We start from the raw sequence: 21,310 nt of genomic DNA on the forward strand, positions 1-21,310 counted from the left end.
TGAATCATTACGCCCAATAGCCGCGTTGTCGCATCACTTCGGCCAGAATATCTGCCCTGTCAGTCATGATCCCGTCAACGCCCAGATCAAACAATTCATGCATTTGTGCGGGATCGTCAATGGTCCACACATGGACTTTCAGCCCCAGGCCGTGTGCACGGCGCACCTTGGCCGCAGTGACAAGGGCGAGGCCCTTGAAGCTGACCGGAATCTGCAACACATCCACGGTGCGCATCAGGGACCGCACAAATCCATTGGGCAGCCACGGGCTGAGCAGAAAATAAGTCACCAACAGCCATTGCCCTGGTGAGCTCGCAACCGGCTGGCTCAACCCTGCCAGCACACGACGGCGGCGTCTTTCCGAGAAGGAGGCAATGCAAACGCGCTCGTGCAGGCCCAGTTCCTCGATGGCGGCCACCAACGGCCCCACAGAACCGGCGTCCTTCACATCAATGTTGAAGCTCGTTGTGGGCAACGCAGCAAAGAACTCGTTAAGTGTGACAATGGGCTCCCGGCCTCCGATGCGTGCTGTGCGCACAACGGAGTATGGCAGTTCAGCGATGATGCCGTTCTGATCCGTGGTGCGGCCCAGCGTGGGGTCATGGCAGACCGTGGCGACCCCGTCAGCCGTAGCATTGATGTCCGTTTCGACATATTGAAACCCCATTTCACTGGCGGCTTTGAAGGCAACCAGGGAGTTTTCCAAACCAACTTGGGAAAACCCCCTGTGTGCGATGGCCAGCGGGAAATCAGCAGCCAGGTATGGTTTGGCGGCTTTGGGCACAGGTGCCGACGCCTTGGACGGTTTGGCATTCATGCCAAGTGCAGCGCTGCCAGACGGGATTCGATGACTTGGGCAACGCCGTCCGCCTCGAATGCTGGCGCCCGCAACGCAGCGGCTGCTAGTGCCTCGGGGTGGCCGCTGGCCATGGCGTAGCCCGCCCCGGCCCAGCCCAGCATTTCAATGTCATTGGGCATGTCACCAAAAGCCACAACATCAGCGGCATCGATCCCCCGTGCCGCGGCGTACTGTGCCAGTGTCACAGCCTTGTTCACCCCATGCGGGCCCATCTCCAGCAGTGCCAGGTCAGGCGCCGAATGAGTCACGGCAATCAGCGAGCCCACACTGGGGCCAACCAGCTGAAGGAATTCATCGGCATTTCCGGAGTGCAGCACGGCAAGCATTTTCACGATCCCGCCGTCAGCCATGTCACGAGTCAGCACGGCGGGCACAACGTCTGCGGCGCCAGCTGGGGCACGTGAGCCAAAGAAACCTCTTTCCACGTGGAAGCCGGTAAGGGACTCCAGCGCGAAGTACGGCTCCGGGGCCAGGTCGCTGATGATGTGACGGACTTCGTGAACGGTCTCCCAGCTCAATACATGGGAATCAAGCACTTTTTCGTGCCCAAGATCGTAGCTCACCGCACCGTTGGAGCAAATCACGGTGCCCTTGTGGCCGATTTGCTCACGGATGGGATCCAGCCAGCGTGGCGGGCGTCCAGTCACAAACACAACGTCGATGCCTGCTTGCGCTGCCGCGGCAAAGGCTTCCACGGTGCGGGTGCTTATTTTTCCATCGTGGCCCAGAATGGTTCCGTCAATGTCACTGGCAATTAAACGCATACTCAAGGCTATCCAACTTCGCGCAGATGTGGGTTGAAACCGCCGCTGGCCCGCCCGGCCGCACCCAGCCCGCAAAACAGCTGTTGCTCAGCAGCGGTCTCGCGGCTCAGGCGCAGGCATGCAGGCCATAGGCGGGCCTTGCAGGGTCCGCGAAGGTCTGAACGGTCACCTGGGTTGCTAGACCTCGTACAAGCCCGTCAAACGAGCCCTGGCGAGTGTGTGGAAGTGCAGGTTGAAACCGAGGGTGGCCACGCTCGCATCAGCAGACAGCCCCAGGGACTCCACGTCCACGGCATGCACCACCACCATGTACCTGTGCGGACCGTGCCCGGCCGGAGGTGCGGATCCCATGTAGCCGGGGAGCCCGCCGTCGTTCTTCAAGACCAGGGCCACATCAGGCAGAGTTGTCGTGGCGGAATCGCTGAACGTCCCGGCCCCTTCAGCCAACGCCGTCAGCGAAGCAGGCAGGTCAGCCACCGCCCAATGCCAATATCCACTGGCGGTTGGAGCATCCGGATCAAACATCGTGACGGCGAAGCTGCGCGTCCCGGCCGGGAAACCGCTCCACGACAGTTGTGGGGACAGGTCCAGACCGCCGGGATGCGCGTCGGCATTGACTTGAGCCGGCGCGAAAACTGCGCCATCAACAAACGACCTGCTGGTCAGCTCGAATGCGGGGACGGTCTCCAGAAACGAATAGGGGTCATAGTCAAACATGGCGTCACCTTTCACTGCGGCGGTCCTGTCACTGAGGTCGCTCGTATCTCGGAATCACTCTAATCCCTAGATCATTTTTGAAGTTCTGCGCGGGTGGGCGGGTTGGCTCCGGCACGGGACACGGTGATCGCCGCTGCCCTGGCTGCGTAGCCAATCACGTCCGCCAACATTGATGTGTTCATGGCGCGCAGGTCGGTGCGGCGCTGAGCACCATCCAGTTCCCTGTCCACCAGAGCCGAGAGCAATGCAGCCATGAAGGAATCCCCCGCACCCACGGTGTCCGCGACGTCAACCAGTGGCGCGGCACAGGATATTTCGCCAGCGGCACATACAGCCCACGGCCCTGCACTCCCCTGTGTCACAACGACGACGGCGGGGCCTTCCGCGCCGCCGAGGGCAAGCCACTTGCGGGCCGATTCCTTCGGGTCCACACCGGGATAGAGCCATTCAAGATCCTCATCCGAGGCCTTGACGACGTCGGAGAGGGCAACAAACTTTTCCGCCTGGGCCCGCGCATGATCAACGTTGGTGATGATGCTCGGACGGCAGTTGGGGTCATAGCTGATGGTGGCGCGGGGGTGCGCGTCAATGACTGCGTCCAGGACCTGCTCAGCACCGGGATCCATCATGCTGGCAATGGAGCCGGTGTGCAGAAGGGTGGTGGCCGCGACCATGAAGTTAACCGCGCCGTCATCTGGACGAAGGTCGGGCAGGGACCAGCTCAGAGCGAACTCGTATCTCGCAGCACCGTCGGAATCCAGCACTGCCCGGGCCACGGAGGTTGGCTGCGAGTCCGGTGGAAGTGGCACCATGACGTCGTTGATGCGCAGGTGCCCGGCCACCATGTCGCCATAGGCGTCCCGACCAAATCTCCCGAGGAACTGCACGGGGTGTCCCAGCCGCGCCAACCCCACAGCGACATTCATGGGGCTGCCGCCCACGTGGGGGACGGGATCCTTGCCGGGAAGCACGACTTCGTCAACCAGGGCTTCACCAATAACAGTCAGCATGGCTCCAGCCTACGGTGCGGCAGCGCGGGAAACCCACCGGCGTCGCGCGTGAAACGGTGCACCTGGTACACACGAAGCAGTCCCGGCAAAGTCGAGGAAAGATCTGATGGTGTCGTTTTCGAAAAAAAGCTATCTTTTTATGACATTAGGTGCCTATGATCAATCACGTTATCCGTATCATTTACATCAAATACACACCTTTTAGCACTTTTTTAGGTGAAAATGATTCACAGTGCTCCTGCGCAATCGCGGGAACATATCAGTCGAAGGGTTCAACGTTCATGACGAATCCTTTACTGACCTCGTCGAAATAAGTGCTTAGAAACTTACCGCTCCCGGCGCTGCGACTCGCTTGAGCGCTGCCCGGGAGTTTAGGCTCATGGACATGGGTACTAACTGGGATCGACTCGATGAATCGCTAAGGCCCTCAGTCAGCGCTTCTGTCGCTGACTATGAGCGAACACTTCCGGCATTGGAAAAGCTCACAGCGGAACTTGAATCACTTGTCCGCAAGGTGCTGACCGAGGCCGAGGACAAGCCGCTCTTTGTCACGAGCCGCACCAAGTCCGTGGATTCGTTCCGGGAAAAAGCATCCCGCATGGTTGCCGAGCCGGATGCGGCCCCGGCTTTGCAGTTCCTCGAACCACTACGGAATCTCACTGACATGGTCGGTGTTCGCGTCATTACGACACTGCCGGGAGAAAATGCCCAAGCAGCGAACTTGATCAAACGGCAACGAAGTATTTTTGACTGCCGCGGCGACACAGAAAAGGATATTGGCTCCATCGAATCCGGCACGTACGGGTATTCCAGCCGGCACTTGATCCTGCGCACCATCCAAAATGATGTTGTGCGCAGCTACCAGGAACTTCTTGACCCCGAAGCCAAGGCCAATGGCAGCTATTTCTTTGAGTGTCAGATCCGTACAATTTTCGCCCACGCATGGAGCGAGATTGAGCATGACATTCGCTTCAAGTCCCAGGACCCGCGTGCTTGGAGCCCGTACTTTGACAGACAGTTCACCGCAACCGCGGCAATGCTTGAGACTGTCGAGTCGGCGTTCTCCGAGCTGCACGACCGGTATGAAACCGTCACGAGCTATTGGGATGCCGAGGGCGAGGGAAAAGTGTCATTGACGCCCAATCGCATCAAGGCGGTGTGGCAGACACTGCTCCCCCATGTTGACAGGAAAGCCGACGACGATTGGGGCTGGGCAGCGGAGCTGGTCGCCGCGCACGGTCTGGGAAAGACTGTAGATCTCGCTGCGCTGCTGCAACCGAAGATCATCTCCAACGTGCGAAAGGCACTGGACCACAGGTATTCCCCTGGCCCAGACAGGTTGCTAGATGACCTGTTGTTGTGGCAGTTCGGCCAGAGCCATATTGAGCTAACTGCTGAGGACGCGGGGGCGGAACAAACGCCACGCCGCGACAGCCTGAACCGCCGGCATCAGCAAATGCAGCGCTACCGCAAGGCGCAGGGGCTGTAGACTGCTCGCGCCTACGCCTTGCGGGACACCGTCAGCAAGTACCTGGAGGCACACTAACGGCGCATTAGCACCAGATGAACCCGAAGAAGTTGCACGGTAGATAACCTATTCCATATGTGCTGGCCACGGGGGCCTGTGCCACCGAGGAGGTGGTGCTGCTGGTGACGCCGGTACTGGCTTGGGCTGGGGAAAGGCCCGGAGCCAAGACAAGACTGGCAGCCAAGACTGTTGCAGCACCGATGGAAACTAAGGGTGATTTCACGAAAAGAGCCTCTCGCAGGGGTTTCGCCATCACGATGGCATGGATACCCTAAGCATATGTCGGCGAAGCCCGAGAGGATAGACTTAAAGACAGTCCTTGCCTGTCTTTTTGGACAGTCTTTTTTTTGAAGCTTGACCTTTGCGTTCAACTTGTTCTATTTCACCACTCCTGTCCGCAGGGCGATAATGACGAGCTGCAGACGGTCCCTGGCGGAGAATTTCCGGCCCAAGCGGACCAAATGGTATTTAACCGTCGACTCCGACAGATACAGGGCGGAGGCGATCTCGCTGTTGCTCTGGCCGTCACACAGCAGCTTCAGCACATCTGCTTCCCGGTCCGAAAGCTCGATGGCCGCAGGCTTCCGCGACTCCGGAAGTGTTTTCCGGATGTCATCCACAAGCACGTGAGTAACGGCTGGGTCTATGGGGCAGTCCCCTGCATGCACCTCACGGACTGCCGTCACTATCCGTTCAGGTTCGGCGTCCTTAACAACATATCCGCTGGCTCCAGCAATGAGCGCCGCCTTGAGGTAAATATCAGAAATGTGTCCAGTAACCACAAGAATACGAATTTCCGGCAGCTCTACCACAATTTGACGAATTGCAGCAATACCGTCCATAACAGGCATCTGGATGTCGATAAGTATGACGTCAGGGTGGACTTCGTGTGCCAAGCGCACTGCGTCCGCACCATTCTCGCCCTCAGCCACCACCGAGATATCCCACGCTTGCGAAAGGTAGGTTCGCAATGCCCCCCGAACGAATTTTTCGTCGTCAACGATAATGACGCTGATTGTTTCGGTTGCCGCCTCATTCGCATTCATGAGGACAGTCTACGTACCCGGAATCATGCTGCCGGGCATCACCATGGCGTCGCTGCGGCCAGAATTGCGCAGAACTTTAGTGGGCAGGTGCGGGCGAGGATCCTGAGGGCCAGATGCCGGCAGGCTTTGTCTTGGTCTGCTTCGCCGAGGCGTAACCAAGCAAGTGCAGTTCGTTCATGGCGGACTCCTAGCGTTTAGAAGGGGCACGCACACTTCGGACTTTCCGGTGTACGGACGGTTTCCCGACCCTTCATCCCTTGACGCTACGCAGCCGATTAGCGGCTCGCAATAAGGTTGGTCCGGGTCTGTCCGATGGGACCATGAAATGGGCTCCGAATGGGGAAATACTATCCAATTGGTCAGTGCTCCAGCCCAGCTGCACGACGCGCGAGAGGGGTTCTTTACTGGAGAGTTTGCCGCCCTTGGAATGGCAGGACCGCACGGATGACCCACCACCCGTCTACCGGCCCGGTGTAAATTGTTCCGCCGAGCCTGGATACCCGTTCCCGCAAACCAACCAGCCCTGTACCTGAGACGGGCAGACGCGGCGTCCCGGTGGTCATACGGTTACGAATCGCTACCTCAATCTTGTAGCCCCTGACATCCATGGAGATCTCGCATTCACTGTTTCCACCTGTGTGCCTGACCACATTGGTGGCACCCTCCTGCAGGATTCTCTCCACCGTGGAGCGGAGGCCGTTGGGCGTCTCAGTCAGATCCCCCGACGTGGTCACGCGGGTGGGTACGCCCAGGTTGTTGAGCCGCTTTTGGGCATCCCCTACGCTCTGGGCCAAATCGATACATGCAGAGCTAGTCGAGACGCTCGCATCCAGTTCAACCGCACCCGCCGCAGGTTCGTCACCGCGCATGGTTTGGAGCAGGCGTCTGAGGTCATCGAGGGACCTTCTGGCCATCGAGCCAATCTCGGACAAGGCATGTTGTTGAACCTCGGCGTCCTTGGAAAGCGTACCCAGATTTGCCTGCACGGCAATCATTGTCAGACCATGCGTCACCACGTCGTGCAGTTCCCTGGCCAGTTCGGTTCGTTCCTCCAACGCGGCTTTTGCCACCGCTTGCGCAGACATCTGCCGGGCACGCTCGGTGTGGAGGTTCCTTTCACGCAACAGCTTTACTCCCAACCCAGGGGTGACGAGTAGCAATGTGAAAGGGATTGAGCCCCACAACTGTGCAGGGCTCGGGCCGGTGACGGAAAGGGACCAAGCAAGCTGCCACAGAAGAAAGCTGCCAACGACCACCATCAAGCCGCGGGTTGACACCCGGTAACCGGCCACCGCCACAGCTGTAAAAGCCAGAAGCAAGGTACCGCCCGGATGCGGGTTGGGGTACAGCGCTCCCAGCATCAGCACAAAGGTGATGGCAGTATACTTCGGTCGGAACGCGAGCGCCATCCATACGGCCCAGTAGGTCACGAAGGAGGCCAACTTCCACCAAGGCGGTTCCCCGCCGTGATCCGTCTGGAAGAACACTCGTACATCATCGAACGCAGAAACCGTCACGACAAGTGCCATCGCAAAGGAAACCCACGGAGGAATCGGCGAGCTGCCAACCTTCAAGACATTTGCAAGTGTGAACGATGTCCCCTGGCCGCGCGTCTTAATGCGCACCTTAGAAAAACCCGTTCGAGGGTGACAAGGAACGCCCACCGCAGCTGGCAGTGCGCGGAGTATGCATGGTGCAGCTGAATTCAGTCATAGACCAATCGTGCCAGCTTAAGCAACGGCCTGCTCGCCTACTCACGCGCACGCCTCACCGCAGCACGAATCCCAAGCCAAGTTCGTCGTCGGCATCCAACGTGAACTTTCCTTCCCCCATGGGAAACGATCGCCCACTGACCTCCACCACCAACCCGCCCTCAGGCCCTGAAACGTTGTCAACAACGCGTGCGCTGAAATGCGAGTCAATCATCGAGTAATGTTCCAGCACCTCACTTTCGGCCAACTCCCCGGAATCGGTCAGGAGCGCCACCCGGGCTGCCGTTCCCGAGCCACTGGGCGATCTGTCCACCTGCCCATCAGCAAAAACGCTGACATTGCGCTGCGCCAAACCTGCTCCGGCATGATTCATGGGCTCATGGAAAATAGTGCCGAACACGCCTTCAAGCCGTGTGTCCGAGGGGTGGTGTGCTGCAGCATGGTTCGCCAGTCCCGCCGCCACCTGATGTCCCGCTGCCACTACTTTTGCCAAGTTCGACGGCGTGACCTCCAGCCCCGCTGATGCGGCAGGCAGTGAAGCGTACAGTGCCCCACTCCAAGCCAAGTCCACTCTTAGCCGGCCAAAGTCCGCCGTCTTCACCTCTACGCCCCGATCCACCACATACGACGGGACATTGTGGAACGCCACGTCACTGACCTTGCCTGAAACCATCCTGACGCGGGCTGTGACCCGACCAGAAGGTATATCAATGACAACGTCTGTCTCCCCGTCTTCGGGGGCACGCACCAAGCCACTGCGCACTGCCCACGTACCCAAGGCCATGGTTCCGTGGCCGCAAACGGTGGAGAATCCCTCACGGTGCCAGAACAAGGCCCCAAAGTGAGCCCCCGAGTCATTCGGGGGGATTACAAATCCGCCATACATGTCAGCATGCCCGCGGGGTTCATTGACGAGGAGCTTGCGAATATTGTTGGCGTCCCCAGCCTTGGCGTTCTCACGCCGTTCAATGGCTGTTTCGCCTTCGATCAGAAACGGCAGGGCTGGCACGATCCGAAACGGCTCCCCGGCCGTGTGATAGTCAAAGGTTTCAATTTCCCACAATGCGGCTTTCATGGACGTCTCTCCTTTGAGCTGGCAACCCTTCCCCGAGGCGAACCCTTGGGCCGTTGTTTGTCAATATGGCACGGCGAATATGGCCTGTCAACGATTCAGGCAGATCGCTCTTCCCAAGAGGCCACGGTGCGGGTCCTGTGGGGTTGGGCCGCATGGGGAGGACTACATGGGGAGCCCACCCCATCGACGGTCTTGGCAAAGCCGCGATAGATTCTTATCAGTCGCTTGGCCGGAACTTCCCGGACACGGCGAAACAAGAGCGGCAAAGCCCGCAAATTTCTACGAATTAAGGATGTGCATCATGGCCGGTATGCTCGGTAGCGATCCCCAGGACATGGCCGATTTGGCTTCAAAACTTGGCAATGCCATTGACCAGATCACCCAGGTCATGTCAACCCTTGACAGCAAGGCCAGCTCGGTTCTCTGGGAAGGTCCTGACGCCAAGCGCTTCAAGGGCACCGAATGGCCGATGTCCAAGAAGGCACTGGCTCGCGTCATCGCCGACCTGGGCAACGTGAAGACCGTTGTGAACAAGCAGATGAACGAGCAGATCACCGCTTCACGCTAGATCCGCTCGCTGGATCAACGCGCTGGATCAGCAAAGAAGATGCAGGTTTCCACCTTGGGGGCGGAAACCTGCATCTTTTTGTTTTCGACCAAAGATTGCCCTCAGCGACGCCCGCGTTTTTGCGCCCGGGCCTTGCCGCCGGGCCGCCCGCCGCCGCGCAGGTTCGGCCCAGCCGCCTTTCCGGCGCCAGACTTTCCAGCACCCGACTTGCCGGGGACCGTCTTCCCGCCTGCCGACGTCGCGCTTTTGGCAGCTTTGGAGCCCTTCTTGGGCGTCGCATCCTGCTTGGCCTGCACCGAAGGCTGACGGGAACTTTGCGCGCTGCGACCGCGCACCACGCCGATGAATTCCTGAATCACGGCTTCGTCCTCGTCAGGCAGCGGGATCTTTGAATCAGGCCAGGCCAGGGCTATGCCGGAATCAGGCACGCCGTGCAGCAGCCGCGAGCGCAGCGTCTTGCGGCTAAGCTGCCTGGCCACGGACATGGGAAGGATCAGGATGCCCAGCCCGGCCTCGACCAGGTCAAGGGCTGCTTCAATCCCTGCCATGGGCGGCAGTGGTTTACGGGTGCCCGCCGCTATTTCGGAGGAGATGTCCCGCCAGGCGGGGAAGTCGTCGGGGTCGGCCAGCAGGTACTCGTCGGCCAGATCAGCCACGTCGAGTTCCTCGAAAGCGGCAATCGGGTGGTCCTTGGGCGCCACCACAACAGAGAGCTCTTCGTAGAGCGGAATGACGTGCAACCCGGTCTTGTCCACGGGCAGCCGGACAAACGCCATGTCAGCCTCACCGGCACGCACAGCCCCCAGTTGATTCTCCTCGGTCACGGGTTTGGACACGAGCGGGACGTCGGGCATGCGCTCCTGCCAGCGGTGGATCCACTTTCCGGGGGTCACGCCCGGGACAAAGGTCACTGTAAGTTCGCGGGATTCAAGCACCTATTTACCCTAACTCACCGCACCGCCACCGGTACCCTTGAGAGTATGAGCATTAAACCTTCCCCTCAAGCCATGAAATCCGCCACTGCGGCCAAGAAACTGGGCATTCACCTGCCCTCCGCCCCCGCAGAATTCCAAGAGAATGCACTCAGCCGGGAGGAATTCAAGGTTCTGCAGGAAAACCCGCCAGCCTGGTTGGCTGACTTGCGCCGCAACGGGCCCCACCCGCGCCCTGTCATCGCGCAGAAACTGAACATCTCCATCGGCGGGCTGAACCGTTCAAACATCACCGAGGCGCTGACGACGGCGGACATCACCGCATTGCTGCAGGCTCCCCCCGCGTGGCTGGTTGAGGAGCGTGCCGTCCACGCGAAGGCCCGTGCCGAAGCCAAACTCGCCAAGGAACGCCAAGCTGAGCGCCGGCCCAAGAGCTAGGACCGCTGCAATGCCAGCGGCGTGCCATGCGGGCGGGGGCTGGTGAAATTTCACGCCCCCCGCCGGCATGGCACGCCGTCGGTTGTTTAAGTGCGGATCAGGGGTTGTAAGGCTCGCTGGCGCGGCTGAGGACTTGGCCCTTGAAGAACTCGGGGTTGCGCCGGTACATGAAGAACATGAGCACCACACCCAGTGCAATGACACCGGCACCGAGGATGAACACCAGGCCCAGCCCGCCAATGTTGGAGCCGGAGCCGTAGCTGGGATCCATGGAGTCGTAAGCGGTCTTGAAGAACATGACCAGCAGGATCACACCACCCACCAGCGGGGCAAGGAACTTGAACAGGAAGTTCTGCACCCCGCGGAATGCCTGCGCCCGGAAGTACCAAACACAGGCCAGCGCCGTGATGCCGTAGTAGAAGCAGATCATCATGCCCAGAGCGGTGATGGTGTCCCACAGTGCGTTCTCCGACAGGGTCCTGGTAATGATGTAGAAGCCGGCTGCAGCAATGGCTGCCGCAATGGTCGCGTAGCCAGGGGACTTGTGCGTGGGGCTGATCTTTCCGAAGCTCTTGGGCAGCGCGCGGTAGTGGCCCATGGACAGCAGGGTCCTGGCCGGGGAGACAAACGTCGACTGCAGCGAAGCGGCCGAGGAGCTCAGGATGGCCAGTGACATCAGGATCGCAAACGGTCCCATGACCGGTCCGGCCAGGACAGCGAAGATGCTTCCCTGGTTCTCCGGGTTTCCAGCACCCAAGCCGGTGGTGCCGATGCCGGCAAAGGACAGCGTGGCCAAGGAAACCGTCATGTAGATCAGCACAATGACAATGATCGTGACGGTGGCTGCACGGCCCGGGGTCTTCTTCGGGTTCTTAGTTTCTTCATTCATGGTCAACGTGACATCCCAGCCCCAGAAAATGAAGATGGAAAGGGACACTCCGGCTGCGAATTGGGAGAAGGACTCCACGGCGAAGGGGTTGAACCAGTCAGCCTGGATGGTAGTGGCGTCAAACGCGCTGCCGTTGGCCACGTGGGTAAAGGCCGCCACGGCGAACCATCCCAATACCAGCAGCTGGAACGCCACCAGAATGTACTGGAATGACTTGGTGGTCTCCATGCCCCGGTAGGAAATCCAACAGGCTCCTGCTATGAACACCATGGTGGTGGCGAGGTTCAGCGGCAGGTTCCGAGTCAGATCGGCAAGGGACGGGTTGGAGAAAATCTGGGCCAGCATGAGATAAAAGAAGTCCACCGCCACTGCTGCCAGGTTGGAAAGCACAATGATGGTTGCCGCAATCAAGCCCCAACCACCCATCCATCCCAGCCACGGACCGAAGGCGCGCGTGGCCCACGTGAAGGAGGTGCCGGCGTCGGGCATGGCATTGTTTAGTTCCCGGTATCCCAACGCCACAAGGAGCATGGGGATGAATCCGACGAGGAAGATGGCAGGCAGGTGCACGCCCACTTCGGAGACGGTCGGGCCCAGTGCTGCGGTCAGCGTGTAGGCCGGGGCAATACATGAAATACCAATCACGACGGCGCCAATGAGTCCCACGGAACCGGCCTTGAGGCCTTTTTCGCTGAGGCCGTGGTCTCCAGTGGCGTTTCTAACAATGTCTGGACTGCTCATTTTTCCGCCTCTGCGATTTCCTCGGCGTCGATGACGGGGATCTCAGTTGTAGGGAAGAGTTCTTTGGCTTGCAGTACGTAGTTGCGTGGAACCACGATCATGGGAACCGGAAGTGCACGCAGAATTCGGTTGGCGGTGGAACCCAGGAAGATGGAATTGTTCTGCGCCAAACGGCTGGAACCGATCAGCAGAATCTCCCCCTTTTTCCACTTGAGGTTGTCGACGGCGTCTTCAATGGAACGCCCTGTTCCCACCACAATTTCCATGTCCAGAGTGTCCAGGACGTCGGCGCTTGCCCCGTCCCCAGTGGCCGCGACCTGAAGAAGATGCTTTTTCGCATCTTCCACGGTGGCGGTCGATTCACCGGGGCCCACGGCCACCAAGGACACCAACCGCAATGGCAGTGACCTGCGCTTGGCCATCGCGATTCCGGATTGCAGCACCCCCTCCGCCCCAGCCCTGGTGCCGAGGGCGCAGGTCAGACGCGTAATCGGCTCCGTTCGGCTGTATCCGGCGGGCGCCAGCACCACGGGGATCGTGGACGCATGTAGCAGCGAGTTGGCGACGGCGCCGATGGAGAACCGCTTGAAGATGCCGGTGTTGCTGCCCCCAATGATCAGCAGAGAGGCACCCAGTTCCTCGGCCGCAGCGATGAGTTCCTCTGCTTCGGACTCCCCGCTGCGTATGTGCGCCTGTGCCTGAATGTCTTCCGGAATCAAGGCGAGCCCTTCATCGAGCCACTGGCTGACTTGCTCGGCCAGGATGGTCTCAAAGCCCGCTTCATGCGGATAGACCCCGTTATATTGGGAGTTCTGTGGCATCACCATGACAAGGTCCAAGGTGGCTCCCTGCCGCCGGGCCATGGCCACTGCCAAGTTGACGGCATCGCTGCCACGGGGGTCCGCTGTATATCCAGCTACATACCGCAAATGGTTCCTCCTAGGGACGTCATTGTCACTCGTGATGCTGCTGCGGAGAGGCCGAGGCCCGGACCGCCATTTTTTGTAGGTGACGTAAAGGAGGCGCCAAAGGCCGCTTGCGGCCGACGCGTCGGATAGTCGCCGGAAAAATGCCGGTCCGGGGCGCTGAAAGCCCTCCAGTGAGTTTCTACTTCAGTTCTGCCACCAATTTGGCCGCAGTGTCCTGGCCCATGCGGACCGCTCCATCAACGTGCTGGTAGCCTTCGGCGGCGAGGTCTGAGCAGGACCAGTGGATGGGACCCACGGGGGTGAGCTGGTCGGGACCATAGCGGTGAAGCCCGCCCAAGTCATAGCTGGTGGCGTAGGCTCCACGGGTCCACTCCTCCGAACCCCAGTCGGATTCGTAGTACACGACCGGCTCTGCGGCTGCATCGCCAAGGAATTCGGCGAGTGCAGACGTGATCTCTTTTTTGCGCTGCTCTGCGCTGAGTGTGAAGACGTAGTCAGCTTTTTCATCGGAGACAAAGCCCACGAGGGTGCCGCGTGTGTCTTCGTGGTTGGTGTTGTCATAAACTTCCTGCACCAGCGAGGAAGCGCTGAAGCCTGTGCCTGAAAGGCCGTCTTCGCGCCAGAACGGGGTGTCGTAGACGGCATGGACCTTGATGACAAAGCCAAGCGATTGGTGCTGGTGCATCTGATGCTGGCGGCGCGGCAGCGGCGGGTCGAAGGAAACCCGGCTGTAGAGGTTCGGCGGAACTGCCATGACTACACGCTTGGCACTGACCGTGGCGCCGTCGGCAATGACGGTGGCCCGGAAGTCGCCGTCATGCTCCTCCCAGCGGATGGTGCGGGCCGGGGAGTTCAGGATGATGTCCCCGCCCAGCTCGGCAGCAATGGCCAGAGACAGGCCTTGCATGCCGCCGACCACACGCTTGTCGAGGATGAAGTTGTCATCAACGAGGTTGGTGAACGATCCTGCTGAGGAGGCCATCAGCACCGCTTGAAGGGCGGAGAACGCGTGGGCCGGCTTGGTGAGCATGCCGCCGGCGATGAAAAGGCCAATGTTGTTGCAGGCTTCTTCGTTGTCCGACTGGCTGCGCAACCAGTGATGGAAGGAGATGATGTCCAGTTCGCGGGCGTTGGGGTGCTCCCAGGGGCTTGCCGGGTCCATGGCTGCGGCGAGCGCATCCAAGGTTTCGATGAGCTTGTTCATCTCTGCTTCAGTGTCCGCGTCGACAGGGAACATTTCCCCGGTGTAGCGGGTCCGGTTGCTGTCAGGACCGATGTAGACGCTGTCGCCGTCACGGTAGCGGGAGTAGGTCTCCAAGCCAAGTTCGCCCAGCAGGTCAATGAGTGCTGTCTGGTCAGGTGAAACCCACTGGCCGCCTATTTCCAGCCATGCGCCGTCGACCGTATTGGACCATGTGCGGCCTCCCACGCGATCACGGGCTTCAAGAACCGCCACGCTCAGCCCGGCTGCTTTCAGCTCGCGGGCGGCAGTCAAACCTGACGGGCCAGCACCAATGATGACCACATCGCGTTCGATGACGGAAGAATTTTCGACCGTTGTCATGTTTCCCTTTCCCGGAAAGCAAAAGTGACATGCTTCACTAAATGAATGACGTTCATTTAGAATAGACTGTAACTGGCATCACAGCCCTATGTAAAGAGGCGAGACGAAAATTGTTGCGTTGGCAGCGCTGAGGGAGGGAACACGCTTGACCGAGTCTTCAATGCGCCAACTGCGTCGCCCGGCCGGCCGGCCGCCGCAGCCGCTCCTCAGCTCGGCAAGGATCACGTCGGCTGCACTGAAGCTGATTGGGCGTTCCGGCTACAGGGGATTGACCATGGCAGCGCTGGCTAAATCCTTGAACGTGGCGACTTCCGCCCTGTACAACCACGTGAATTCCAAACAGGATGTGTTGCTGCTCGTGGAGGACCACCTCATGGGGCGGGTGGATGTTTCAGCGTTTTCCAACCAACCCTGGGAAACAGCGGTCAGTATGTGGGCGCACTCCTACCGGCAAGTTTTTGCCTCTCATCTGCCGCTCATCCCTGTCATTGCCTTGTTGCCGGTGACGGATGCGCCTAGGACCATCACCATGTATGAGGCCGTCACTCAAGGTTTTCTGACAGCCGGCTGGCCAGCGGAACGCATCATCGATGCGATCGTCGCTCTTGAATCATTCATCTATGGGTCGGCCTATGACGTCAATGCGCCCACAAATATTTTCGACGCCGGAACCCAGGTGCCGCATTCACCCAACTTCAGCGCCGCCGTCGCCCGCCGCGGCAACCTTGCGGGCGCGAACAACGCCGACGCCGCCTTTGACATGGGACTCAAGGCGCTGATCCAGGGCCTTGCGGCAGGAGTCAGTGCCGAGATGGGCGCAGCCACCGCTGGTCTGCACTAGCCACACAGGGCTGACAACCCTAGGCTGAAGCACAAACGTCCTCAGAACCAGCAGGAGATTCACCATGGGATTCAGCATCAGCAACGCATCACTTCGCCTTGTCTCCGGAGCCTTCATCCTCAACTCAGGCATTGGCAAGCTCAGCCTGACCCCGGAGCAGGCCGGTGGTCTGCAAAGCGCGGCGCAACGAGTGATCCCTCAATTTGCAGACCTGAAGGCGGAACAATTCGGCAAATACTTGAGCTACTCGGAGATTGCCCTAGGCTGCCTTATTTTGGCGCCCTTCATCCCCACGAGAATGGCTGGAATGGGTTTGGCCGTATTTTCCAGCGGCCTGTTGGCCACCTACATCAAGTCGCCCGGCATGACCGAACCCGACAGCATCCGACCCACGCCGGCAGGCACAGCCATGGCGAAGGATTTTTGGCTAGCCGGCATTGCCGTATCGCTGATCTTCAACCGGAAGCGCCGCTCACGCAGCAACTGACGCCAGGCCCGTCGTAACCTTGTATTTTGGTCTGCACCTTTTTGGCCCAGACCCCCTTCAAGCTCGGACAAGTTCCCACGCGATAGGCTCACTGCAGTGCTGGAAAATCAGTCACCTTCGCCCCCAGCCCGTAGGAGTCCCTCGTGCCGCCATCCGTGCCCCGAACCGAGTCCCTTTCGTCTCGTGGGGCAGCCATCTTTTCGCGAAACGATGTGGTCATGCGCCGCGGGCGGCTAGCACTTCTCAACAATGCTTCGAGCAAGAACCCCGTCACGCCGCATGGGGCAATGCTTGCTGATCTGCTGGCTGTTCGTGACGTCTTGGATTCGTACTCCATTGAGTATCTTCTTGTCCGTGGCAATGATGCACGCCCGGTCCTTGCCGTCGACGCAGCCCTGCGAGGGAAGCTCGAACTGGCTCTGACTACAGCTTTTGCCCACGAGCCTTTCTACGCAAGGAGCATTGATACGACGAAGTCCACCATTCTTTTGGCTGATGGCAGTCTGAGCAAGTCATCTTCCACTCGGATCTTCAGACTCTTCCGACCGCGCGTGGAACCTCTTGGTGGGTTATATTACGGCGCAGCGTGGGGTGTCCAAATTGAGTTGTGGATATTTACCCCTGAACGCATCGACCTACCGATCGAGAACTCACTTACCCGACGCAGCATCGACCCACGCTTGGCAGCGCCGCGCACCGTGGAGTTATATGGACACAGCTGGCCAAGCATCGAGAGCATGTTCGTAGATCATGTCTTTGACATCCGTTTCGACATTGACATGGTTTTTTCCTGGATTGACGGTAGCGGCGTGTCCTACCAAACGGCGCGTCGTGAGCTTGAAGCCGGGGCGGTCCTGGGTGATGGCGATGACCATGACTCCCGCTTCCGGCATCTGGACGAACTGAAATACGCATTGCGCTCAGTGCACTTGTTTGCCCCGTGGGTCCGGCGCATCTTTATTGCCACCGACTCGACAGCTCCCCCTTGGCTGGCAGAGCATCCCCAGGTCACTCTTGTGCGCAGCGATGAGCACTTCGCCGATCCGTCGGTGCTGCCCACGCACAACTCCATGGCGGTGGAATCACAGCTTCACCACATCGACGGACTCGCCGAGCACTTCTTATATTCCAACGACGACATGTTTTTTGCTCGGCCACTGTCGCCGGACCTGTTCTTCACGCCAGGGGGCATCACCCGCTTCATGCTCTCCCCCAACCGCATTGGCTTGGGGGAAAGCGATGTTGAACGCAGCGGCTTTGAAAACTCGGCCCGCGTCAACCGTCGCCTATTGTGGGATCATTTCGGCGTGTTCACCACCCGCCACCTCGAGCACAGCGCCGCACCACTGCGGCGGTCCGTCCTGGCTGAGCTGGAACAGGAATTTGCCGCTGATTTCGCCGCCACAGCAGCCAGCACGTTCCGGGCAGCCGGAAATATTTCCGTCACCAACTCCCTCTACCACTACTACGCGCTGTTGACCGGGCGCGCGGCCGTGCATGCCGACGGCAAGGGTGTATATGTCGACACGACCAGCACGGACGGTCTGGCTTCCTTGGCCCCGGTGCTGGCCCGGAGGAATGCAGACTTCCTGTGCTTGAATGACGGCAGCGCCGGTGATGCTACGGCGGAGCAACGGCGCGAGCAAGTCACGGAGTTCCTCGAAAAGTACTTTCCTTTCAAGGCGCCTTGGGAAAAGTAGGCAGCGCACGACTGGCTCGACCGCCGTCCCTCAGGTGGTCGAGCCAGTCGAGGCTCTTTCAGCTAGTCCAGATAGCCGTTGGGGTTCAGCACGTACTTCGTGGCCGCCCCGGCGTCGAACTCGGCATAGCCACGCGGTGCGTCAGCCAAGGTAATGGCCTGGGCGTTGACGTTCTTGGCGATCTGCACCTTGTCGTGCAGGATCGCCATCATCAAGCCCCGGTTGTACTTCATGACCGGACACTGCCCCGTGGTGAAGGCAAGCGACTTCGCCCAGCCAGTGCCCAGGCTCAGCGACAGCGAACCCTTCTGCGCAGCCGCATCAATGCCGCCCGGGTCACCGGTGACGTAGAGTCCTGGGATACCCAGGGAACCACCGGCCGCCGTGATGTCCATGAGCGAGTTGAGCACGGTTGCCGGTGCCTCGCTGGCACCGTGGCCGTGCCCCTTGGCCTCAAAGCCCACAGCATCGACGGCACAGTCGACCTCGGGAATGCCGAGCAGCTGCTCAATCTGCGGACCCGGCTCGCCATCCGACAGGTCGATCGTCTCGCAACCAAACGCACGGGCCGCAGCCAAACGGTCGGCGTTCATGTCACCAACAATGACCACGGCTGCACCGAGCAGGTGCGCCGATGTGGCTGCGGCCAGCCCCACGGGTCCGGCCCCGGCAATATACACCGTGGAGCCCACGGTCACTCCTGCCGAGACCGCTCCATGGAAGCCAGTGGGGAAGATATCGGAGAGCATGGTCAAGTCCATGATCTTCTCCAGCGCCTGGTCCCGGTCCGGGAACTTCAGCAGGTTCCAGTCGGCGTACGGAACCAGCACGTATTCCGCCTGACCGCCAACCCAGCCACCCATGTCAACGTAGCCGTATGCGCTTCCGGGGCGGTCGGGGTTCACGTTCAGGCAAATGCCGGTTTTCCGCTCCTTGCAGTTGCGACAGCGTCCGCAAGCAATATTGAAAGGGACCGAGCAAATGTCGCCGACCTTGATGAATTCAACATCCGGGCCCACTTCAACCACTTCTCCAGTGATTTCATGACCCAGGACCAGATTCGCCGGTGCTGTGGTGCGGCCTCGCACCATGTGTTGGTCTGATCCGCAGATATTGGTGGCTACGGTCTTCAGAATGACGCCGTGGGGCACCTTGCGCCCCACGTTGGCGGGGTTGACACCCGGCCCATCCTTGAGTTCAAAGGTTGGATAGTCGATGTCGATGACTTCAACAACACCGGGGCTCTTGTATGCAACTGCCTTGTTTCCGGACATAATTTATTTGCAGCCTTTCCAGTCAGTTCAGAGAGCGTCAGTTGGCGCACTCAATTGCAACGAGAAAACACCCCGCCCGTCTGCCGCGGAATTCTCCGTAGAGCGCGGCTCCACCGGATGATGGTGCCACAAAGTGGGGTTAAGGCAAGTCTAGATTGGGAAGAATTGATATGTAAGGGGCCATAAGGCCCTACCCTGCAGTTTCCTCGGACCGCGGCCAGAGGGCGCCTTCAAGCCGCTCCACTTCCTTGTTGAAGGCTTGGAGCATGCCCACAAGCTGCGAACGCCGCTCAGCGGGCCAATCGCGAACAACACCCTCCAGCCCTTGCTCGTAGATGCTGCGAGTGTTGGCCAGGGCTGCGGTTCCGGCCAAGGTGGGCATGACTCGGCGTGCCACCTCACCGCCGTCACGCGGGGCATAATCCAACAATCCGGCGCGCAAGAGTGCCGCGGACTGGCGATGCACGGTGGACCCATCGAGTCTTAGCGCACACGAGAGTTCCTTCAGCGTCATGGGCGGCACATTTTCCAGCCGACTCAGCAGGACCATGGCGGAACGGTCCAGCACCTCGTCTTGCCGGTGCTGTGGGCGAAGGGCATAGCGAGCCAGCAACATGAGTTCATATTCGAGTTGCCCAAGCACGTTCGTTTCGTGTAGCACAGTTCCCATTCCACCATTCTTATGTATGATACATATATATTGCATCATACATAAGAAATGTTTTGACGTCATCAGGAGCCCGGTGTTCAGTAGTAAAAATCCAACCCGCACGCCCACACCAAGGATGGTTGTCACCACCTTGGCGTTTTGTGGCATAGTCGTCTCGCTCATGCAAACCTTGATCATCCCCTTGATCCCGGAACTGCCCAAGTTCCTGAACGCCTCGACCACCGACGCGTCATGGGCCATTACAGCGACCTTGGTGGCGGGAGCCGTTGTCACGCCCATCAGCGGACGGCTCGGCGACATGTTCGGCAAGCGCCGCATCCTCATCCTGAGTTTGCTGGCCATGGTGGTCGGGTCAGTGCTGTGCGCGCTCAGCGACTCGCTGACCATAGTCGTGGTTGGCCGCGCATTGCAGGGCTTGGCAATGGGTGCCATACCGCTGGGCATCAGCATCATGCGCGACGAGCTTCCGCCCATGAAGGTGGGCCCGGCCATCGCCACCATGAGTGCCACGATGGGTGTTGGCGGGGCCATCGGAATTCCGCTTTCAGCCTTCATTGCGCAAACGGCTGACTGGCACATGCTCTTCTGGGTTGCCGCCGCGCTGGGTTTGGCATGCGCACTGCTCGTCGCGTTCGTCCTGCCTGAATCCCCAGTTTGCACGCCGGGCCGCTTCGACGGTTTAGGTGCAGCCGGATTGGCCGTGGGCCTTGTCGCGCTGTTGGTCCCGGTGACCAAGGGCTCGGAATGGGGATGGGGCAGCCCCTTGACCATCGGCATGTTCGCCACGTCAGTGGTGGTACTCCTGATCTGGGGCACCTACCAGTTGCGGACCAAGGAAGCCTTGGTTGACCTTCGCGTTTCCGCACGTCCCAAGGTGCTGCTGACGAACCTCTCCTCCGTGATGATCGGCTTCGCCATGTATGGCATGTCCTTGATCTTCATCCAGCTGCTTATGGCACCAGCGGCAACCGGGTACGGTCTCGAGCTCACTATGATTCAGGCCGGCCTTGCCTTGGCACCGGGCGGCTTCGTCATGATGGTGCTCTCCCCCGTCTCCGCCAAGCTCTCGGCTCGCCGTGGCCCCAAGGTGACCCTGACCTGCGGCGCACTCGTCATTGCCGCCGGTTATGTGGTGGCATTGCTGCTCAATGGCAGCGTGTGGGAAATCATCCTCGCCTCCATGATCATTAGCGGCGGCCTGGGCTTGGCCTTTGCCGCCATGCCCGCATTGATCATGGGCGCCGTGCCGATCACCGAGACCGCCGCAGCCAACGGATTGAACTCCTTGATGCGTTCCATCGGAACCTCAAGCTCGGCCGCCGTCATCAGTGTGGTGCTGGCCTCGATGACCATGCAGCTGGGCCCTTACGAGCTTCCCACCATGGACGCTTTCCGGATAACGTTCATCATCGCGATCGGTGCCGCTGTGGCATCGGCCGCGCTGGCCGCCTTCATCCCCACCGGCGGAGCGGCACCAGTCCACGGCGCGTCTTCCATGAAGGCACATGCCGTCAGCACGACGCCGGCCGTCAAGGAGCGCATGCCCGTCGCCTGACGCTTGGCGTC

The 21,310-nt window shown here is 59.9% G+C and carries 21 protein-coding genes; 7 read left to right on the plus strand and 14 right to left on the minus strand.

Annotated features, from left to right (window positions below; all coding sequences use genetic code 11):
- Positions 1-7 precede the first annotated feature (7 nt).
- From JMA46_RS02215 to JMA46_RS02230, 4 genes are all read right to left on the minus strand, one after another.
- Positions 8-817, minus strand: coding sequence for a glycerophosphodiester phosphodiesterase (locus JMA46_RS02215; RefSeq protein ID WP_207343665.1), 810 nt, complete (start codon positions 815-817; stop codon positions 8-10).
- Positions 814-1,623, minus strand: coding sequence for an HAD family hydrolase (locus tag JMA46_RS02220; protein ID WP_207343779.1), 810 nt, complete (start codon positions 1,621-1,623; stop codon positions 814-816). The genes JMA46_RS02215 and JMA46_RS02220 overlap by 4 nt, the downstream gene beginning before the upstream one ends.
- Before the next feature lie 177 nt (positions 1,624-1,800).
- Positions 1,801-2,340, minus strand: coding sequence for a YbhB/YbcL family Raf kinase inhibitor-like protein (locus JMA46_RS02225; protein ID WP_207343666.1), 540 nt, complete (start codon positions 2,338-2,340; stop codon positions 1,801-1,803).
- Positions 2,341-2,411: 71 nt separating this feature from the next.
- The gene (locus JMA46_RS02230) at positions 2,412-3,350 is read right to left on the minus strand and encodes a carbohydrate kinase (RefSeq protein WP_207343667.1); all 939 of its coding nucleotides are present in this window, start codon (positions 3,348-3,350) and stop codon (positions 2,412-2,414) included.
- Positions 3,351-3,735: 385 nt separating this feature from the next.
- On the opposite strand from JMA46_RS02230, the gene JMA46_RS02235 reads away from it, so the two are divergent.
- Positions 3,736-4,839, plus strand: coding sequence for a (p)ppGpp synthetase (locus JMA46_RS02235; protein WP_207343668.1), 1,104 nt, complete (start codon positions 3,736-3,738; stop codon positions 4,837-4,839).
- A 64-nt stretch (positions 4,840-4,903) separates the two neighbouring features.
- On the opposite strand, the gene JMA46_RS02240 is transcribed toward JMA46_RS02235, so the two are convergent.
- From JMA46_RS02240 to JMA46_RS02255, 4 genes are all read right to left on the minus strand, one after another.
- Positions 4,904-5,101 (minus strand): hypothetical protein, encoded by a 198-nt coding sequence (locus JMA46_RS02240; protein WP_207343669.1) that lies wholly within the window; start codon positions 5,099-5,101, stop codon positions 4,904-4,906.
- Between the two features lie 154 nt (positions 5,102-5,255).
- Positions 5,256-5,924 carry a response regulator transcription factor gene (locus JMA46_RS02245; RefSeq protein WP_207343670.1) on the minus strand — a complete coding sequence of 223 codons (669 nt, stop codon included), beginning with the start codon at positions 5,922-5,924 and terminating at the stop codon, positions 5,256-5,258.
- Between the two features lie 401 nt (positions 5,925-6,325).
- Positions 6,326-7,441, minus strand: a complete 1,116-nt coding sequence (locus tag JMA46_RS17565) for a histidine kinase (RefSeq protein ID WP_207343671.1) — start codon at positions 7,439-7,441, stop codon at positions 6,326-6,328.
- Between the two features lie 250 nt (positions 7,442-7,691).
- The gene (locus tag JMA46_RS02255) at positions 7,692-8,711 is read right to left on the minus strand and encodes a proline racemase family protein (RefSeq protein WP_207343672.1); all 1,020 of its coding nucleotides are present in this window, start codon (positions 8,709-8,711) and stop codon (positions 7,692-7,694) included.
- A 301-nt stretch (positions 8,712-9,012) separates the two neighbouring features.
- Between JMA46_RS02255 and JMA46_RS02260 the strand changes: the two genes are divergently transcribed.
- Positions 9,013-9,279: a hypothetical protein gene (locus JMA46_RS02260; protein ID WP_207343673.1), complete on the plus strand. Its 267-nt coding sequence runs from the start codon at positions 9,013-9,015 to the stop codon at positions 9,277-9,279.
- A gap of 101 nt (positions 9,280-9,380) precedes the next feature.
- Here JMA46_RS02260 and JMA46_RS02265 read toward each other — a convergent pair whose 3' ends face one another.
- Positions 9,381-10,214 carry a substrate-binding domain-containing protein gene (locus tag JMA46_RS02265; protein ID WP_207343674.1) on the minus strand — a complete coding sequence of 278 codons (834 nt, stop codon included), beginning with the start codon at positions 10,212-10,214 and terminating at the stop codon, positions 9,381-9,383.
- Between the two features lie 72 nt (positions 10,215-10,286).
- Here JMA46_RS02265 and JMA46_RS02270 point away from each other — a divergent pair, with 72 nt between their 5' ends.
- The gene (locus JMA46_RS02270) at positions 10,287-10,649 is read left to right on the plus strand and encodes a DUF5997 family protein (protein ID WP_207343780.1); all 363 of its coding nucleotides are present in this window, start codon (positions 10,287-10,289) and stop codon (positions 10,647-10,649) included.
- A gap of 97 nt (positions 10,650-10,746) precedes the next feature.
- Here the strand turns inward: JMA46_RS02270 and JMA46_RS02275 are convergent, their stop codons facing one another.
- The 3 genes from JMA46_RS02275 to JMA46_RS02285 form a co-directional block, all read right to left on the minus strand.
- Entirely contained in the window at positions 10,747-12,279 is a 1,533-nt protein-coding gene (locus JMA46_RS02275) for an APC family permease (protein ID WP_207343675.1), read from the minus strand.
- Positions 12,276-13,208 carry a universal stress protein gene (locus tag JMA46_RS02280; RefSeq protein WP_207343676.1) on the minus strand — a complete coding sequence of 311 codons (933 nt, stop codon included), beginning with the start codon at positions 13,206-13,208 and terminating at the stop codon, positions 12,276-12,278. Before JMA46_RS02280 ends, JMA46_RS02275 begins: the two co-directional genes overlap by 4 nt.
- A 178-nt stretch (positions 13,209-13,386) precedes the next feature.
- Positions 13,387-14,772, minus strand: a complete 1,386-nt coding sequence (locus JMA46_RS02285; RefSeq protein ID WP_207343677.1) for an NAD(P)/FAD-dependent oxidoreductase — start codon at positions 14,770-14,772, stop codon at positions 13,387-13,389.
- 145 nt (positions 14,773-14,917) lie between these two features.
- On the opposite strand from JMA46_RS02285, the gene JMA46_RS02290 reads away from it, so the two are divergent.
- The 3 genes from JMA46_RS02290 to JMA46_RS02300 all read left to right on the plus strand — a co-directional run bounded on the left by JMA46_RS02290 (position 14,918) and on the right by JMA46_RS02300 (position 17,800).
- Positions 14,918-15,613, plus strand: a complete 696-nt coding sequence (locus tag JMA46_RS02290) for a TetR/AcrR family transcriptional regulator (RefSeq protein ID WP_348770025.1) — start codon at positions 14,918-14,920, stop codon at positions 15,611-15,613.
- Between the two features lie 64 nt (positions 15,614-15,677).
- Positions 15,678-16,100, plus strand: coding sequence for a hypothetical protein (locus tag JMA46_RS02295; protein ID WP_207343678.1), 423 nt, complete (start codon positions 15,678-15,680; stop codon positions 16,098-16,100).
- Between the two features lie 287 nt (positions 16,101-16,387).
- Complete coding sequence (locus JMA46_RS02300) at positions 16,388-17,800, plus strand: stealth conserved region 3 domain-containing protein (RefSeq protein ID WP_247646972.1); 1,413 nt, start codon at positions 16,388-16,390, stop codon at positions 17,798-17,800.
- Positions 17,801-17,862: 62 nt separating this feature from the next.
- On the opposite strand, the gene fdhA is transcribed toward JMA46_RS02300, so the two are convergent.
- Both fdhA and JMA46_RS02310 read right to left on the minus strand, forming a co-directional pair.
- On the minus strand, positions 17,863-19,074 hold the full coding sequence (gene fdhA / locus JMA46_RS02305; RefSeq protein ID WP_207343679.1) for a formaldehyde dehydrogenase, glutathione-independent: 1,212 nt from the start codon (positions 19,072-19,074) through the stop codon (positions 17,863-17,865).
- 190 nt (positions 19,075-19,264) lie between these two features.
- Entirely contained in the window at positions 19,265-19,744 is a 480-nt protein-coding gene (locus tag JMA46_RS02310; RefSeq protein WP_207343680.1) for a MarR family winged helix-turn-helix transcriptional regulator, read from the minus strand.
- A gap of 73 nt (positions 19,745-19,817) precedes the next feature.
- On the opposite strand from JMA46_RS02310, the gene JMA46_RS02315 reads away from it, so the two are divergent.
- Entirely contained in the window at positions 19,818-21,299 is a 1,482-nt protein-coding gene (locus tag JMA46_RS02315; protein WP_348770026.1) for an MFS transporter, read from the plus strand.
- Positions 21,300-21,310: the final 11 nt, after the last annotated feature.

Origin of the sequence: Arthrobacter sp. E3, assembly GCF_017353415.1 — a bacterium.
In the GTDB taxonomy this organism is placed as follows: Bacteria; Actinomycetota; Actinomycetes; order Actinomycetales; family Micrococcaceae; genus Specibacter.

Coding starts and splice junctions, on each gene's coding strand:
- JMA46_RS02215 (WP_207343665.1), bottom strand. CDS start 817: ATGAATGCCAAACCGTCCAAGGCGTCGGCACCTGTGCCCAAAGCCGCC.
- JMA46_RS02220 (WP_207343779.1), bottom strand. CDS start 1,623: ATGCGTTTAATTGCCAGTGACATTGACGGAACCATTCTGGGCCACGAT.
- JMA46_RS02225 (WP_207343666.1), bottom strand. CDS start 2,340: ATGTTTGACTATGACCCCTATTCGTTTCTGGAGACCGTCCCCGCATTC.
- JMA46_RS02230 (WP_207343667.1), bottom strand. CDS start 3,350: ATGCTGACTGTTATTGGTGAAGCCCTGGTTGACGAAGTCGTGCTTCCC.
- JMA46_RS02235 (WP_207343668.1), top strand. CDS start 3,736: ATGGGTACTAACTGGGATCGACTCGATGAATCGCTAAGGCCCTCAGTC.
- JMA46_RS02245 (WP_207343670.1), bottom strand. CDS start 5,924: ATGAATGCGAATGAGGCGGCAACCGAAACAATCAGCGTCATTATCGTT.
- JMA46_RS02255 (WP_207343672.1), bottom strand. CDS start 8,711: ATGAAAGCCGCATTGTGGGAAATTGAAACCTTTGACTATCACACGGCC.
- JMA46_RS02260 (WP_207343673.1), top strand. CDS start 9,013: ATGGCCGGTATGCTCGGTAGCGATCCCCAGGACATGGCCGATTTGGCT.
- JMA46_RS02270 (WP_207343780.1), top strand. CDS start 10,287: ATGAAATCCGCCACTGCGGCCAAGAAACTGGGCATTCACCTGCCCTCC.
- JMA46_RS02275 (WP_207343675.1), bottom strand. CDS start 12,279: ATGAGCAGTCCAGACATTGTTAGAAACGCCACTGGAGACCACGGCCTC.
- JMA46_RS02285 (WP_207343677.1), bottom strand. CDS start 14,772: ATGACAACGGTCGAAAATTCTTCCGTCATCGAACGCGATGTGGTCATC.
- JMA46_RS02295 (WP_207343678.1), top strand. CDS start 15,678: ATGGGATTCAGCATCAGCAACGCATCACTTCGCCTTGTCTCCGGAGCC.
- JMA46_RS02300 (WP_247646972.1), top strand. CDS start 16,388: ATGCTTGCTGATCTGCTGGCTGTTCGTGACGTCTTGGATTCGTACTCC.
- fdhA (WP_207343679.1), bottom strand. CDS start 19,074: ATGTCCGGAAACAAGGCAGTTGCATACAAGAGCCCCGGTGTTGTTGAA.
- JMA46_RS02310 (WP_207343680.1), bottom strand. CDS start 19,744: ATGGGAACTGTGCTACACGAAACGAACGTGCTTGGGCAACTCGAATAT.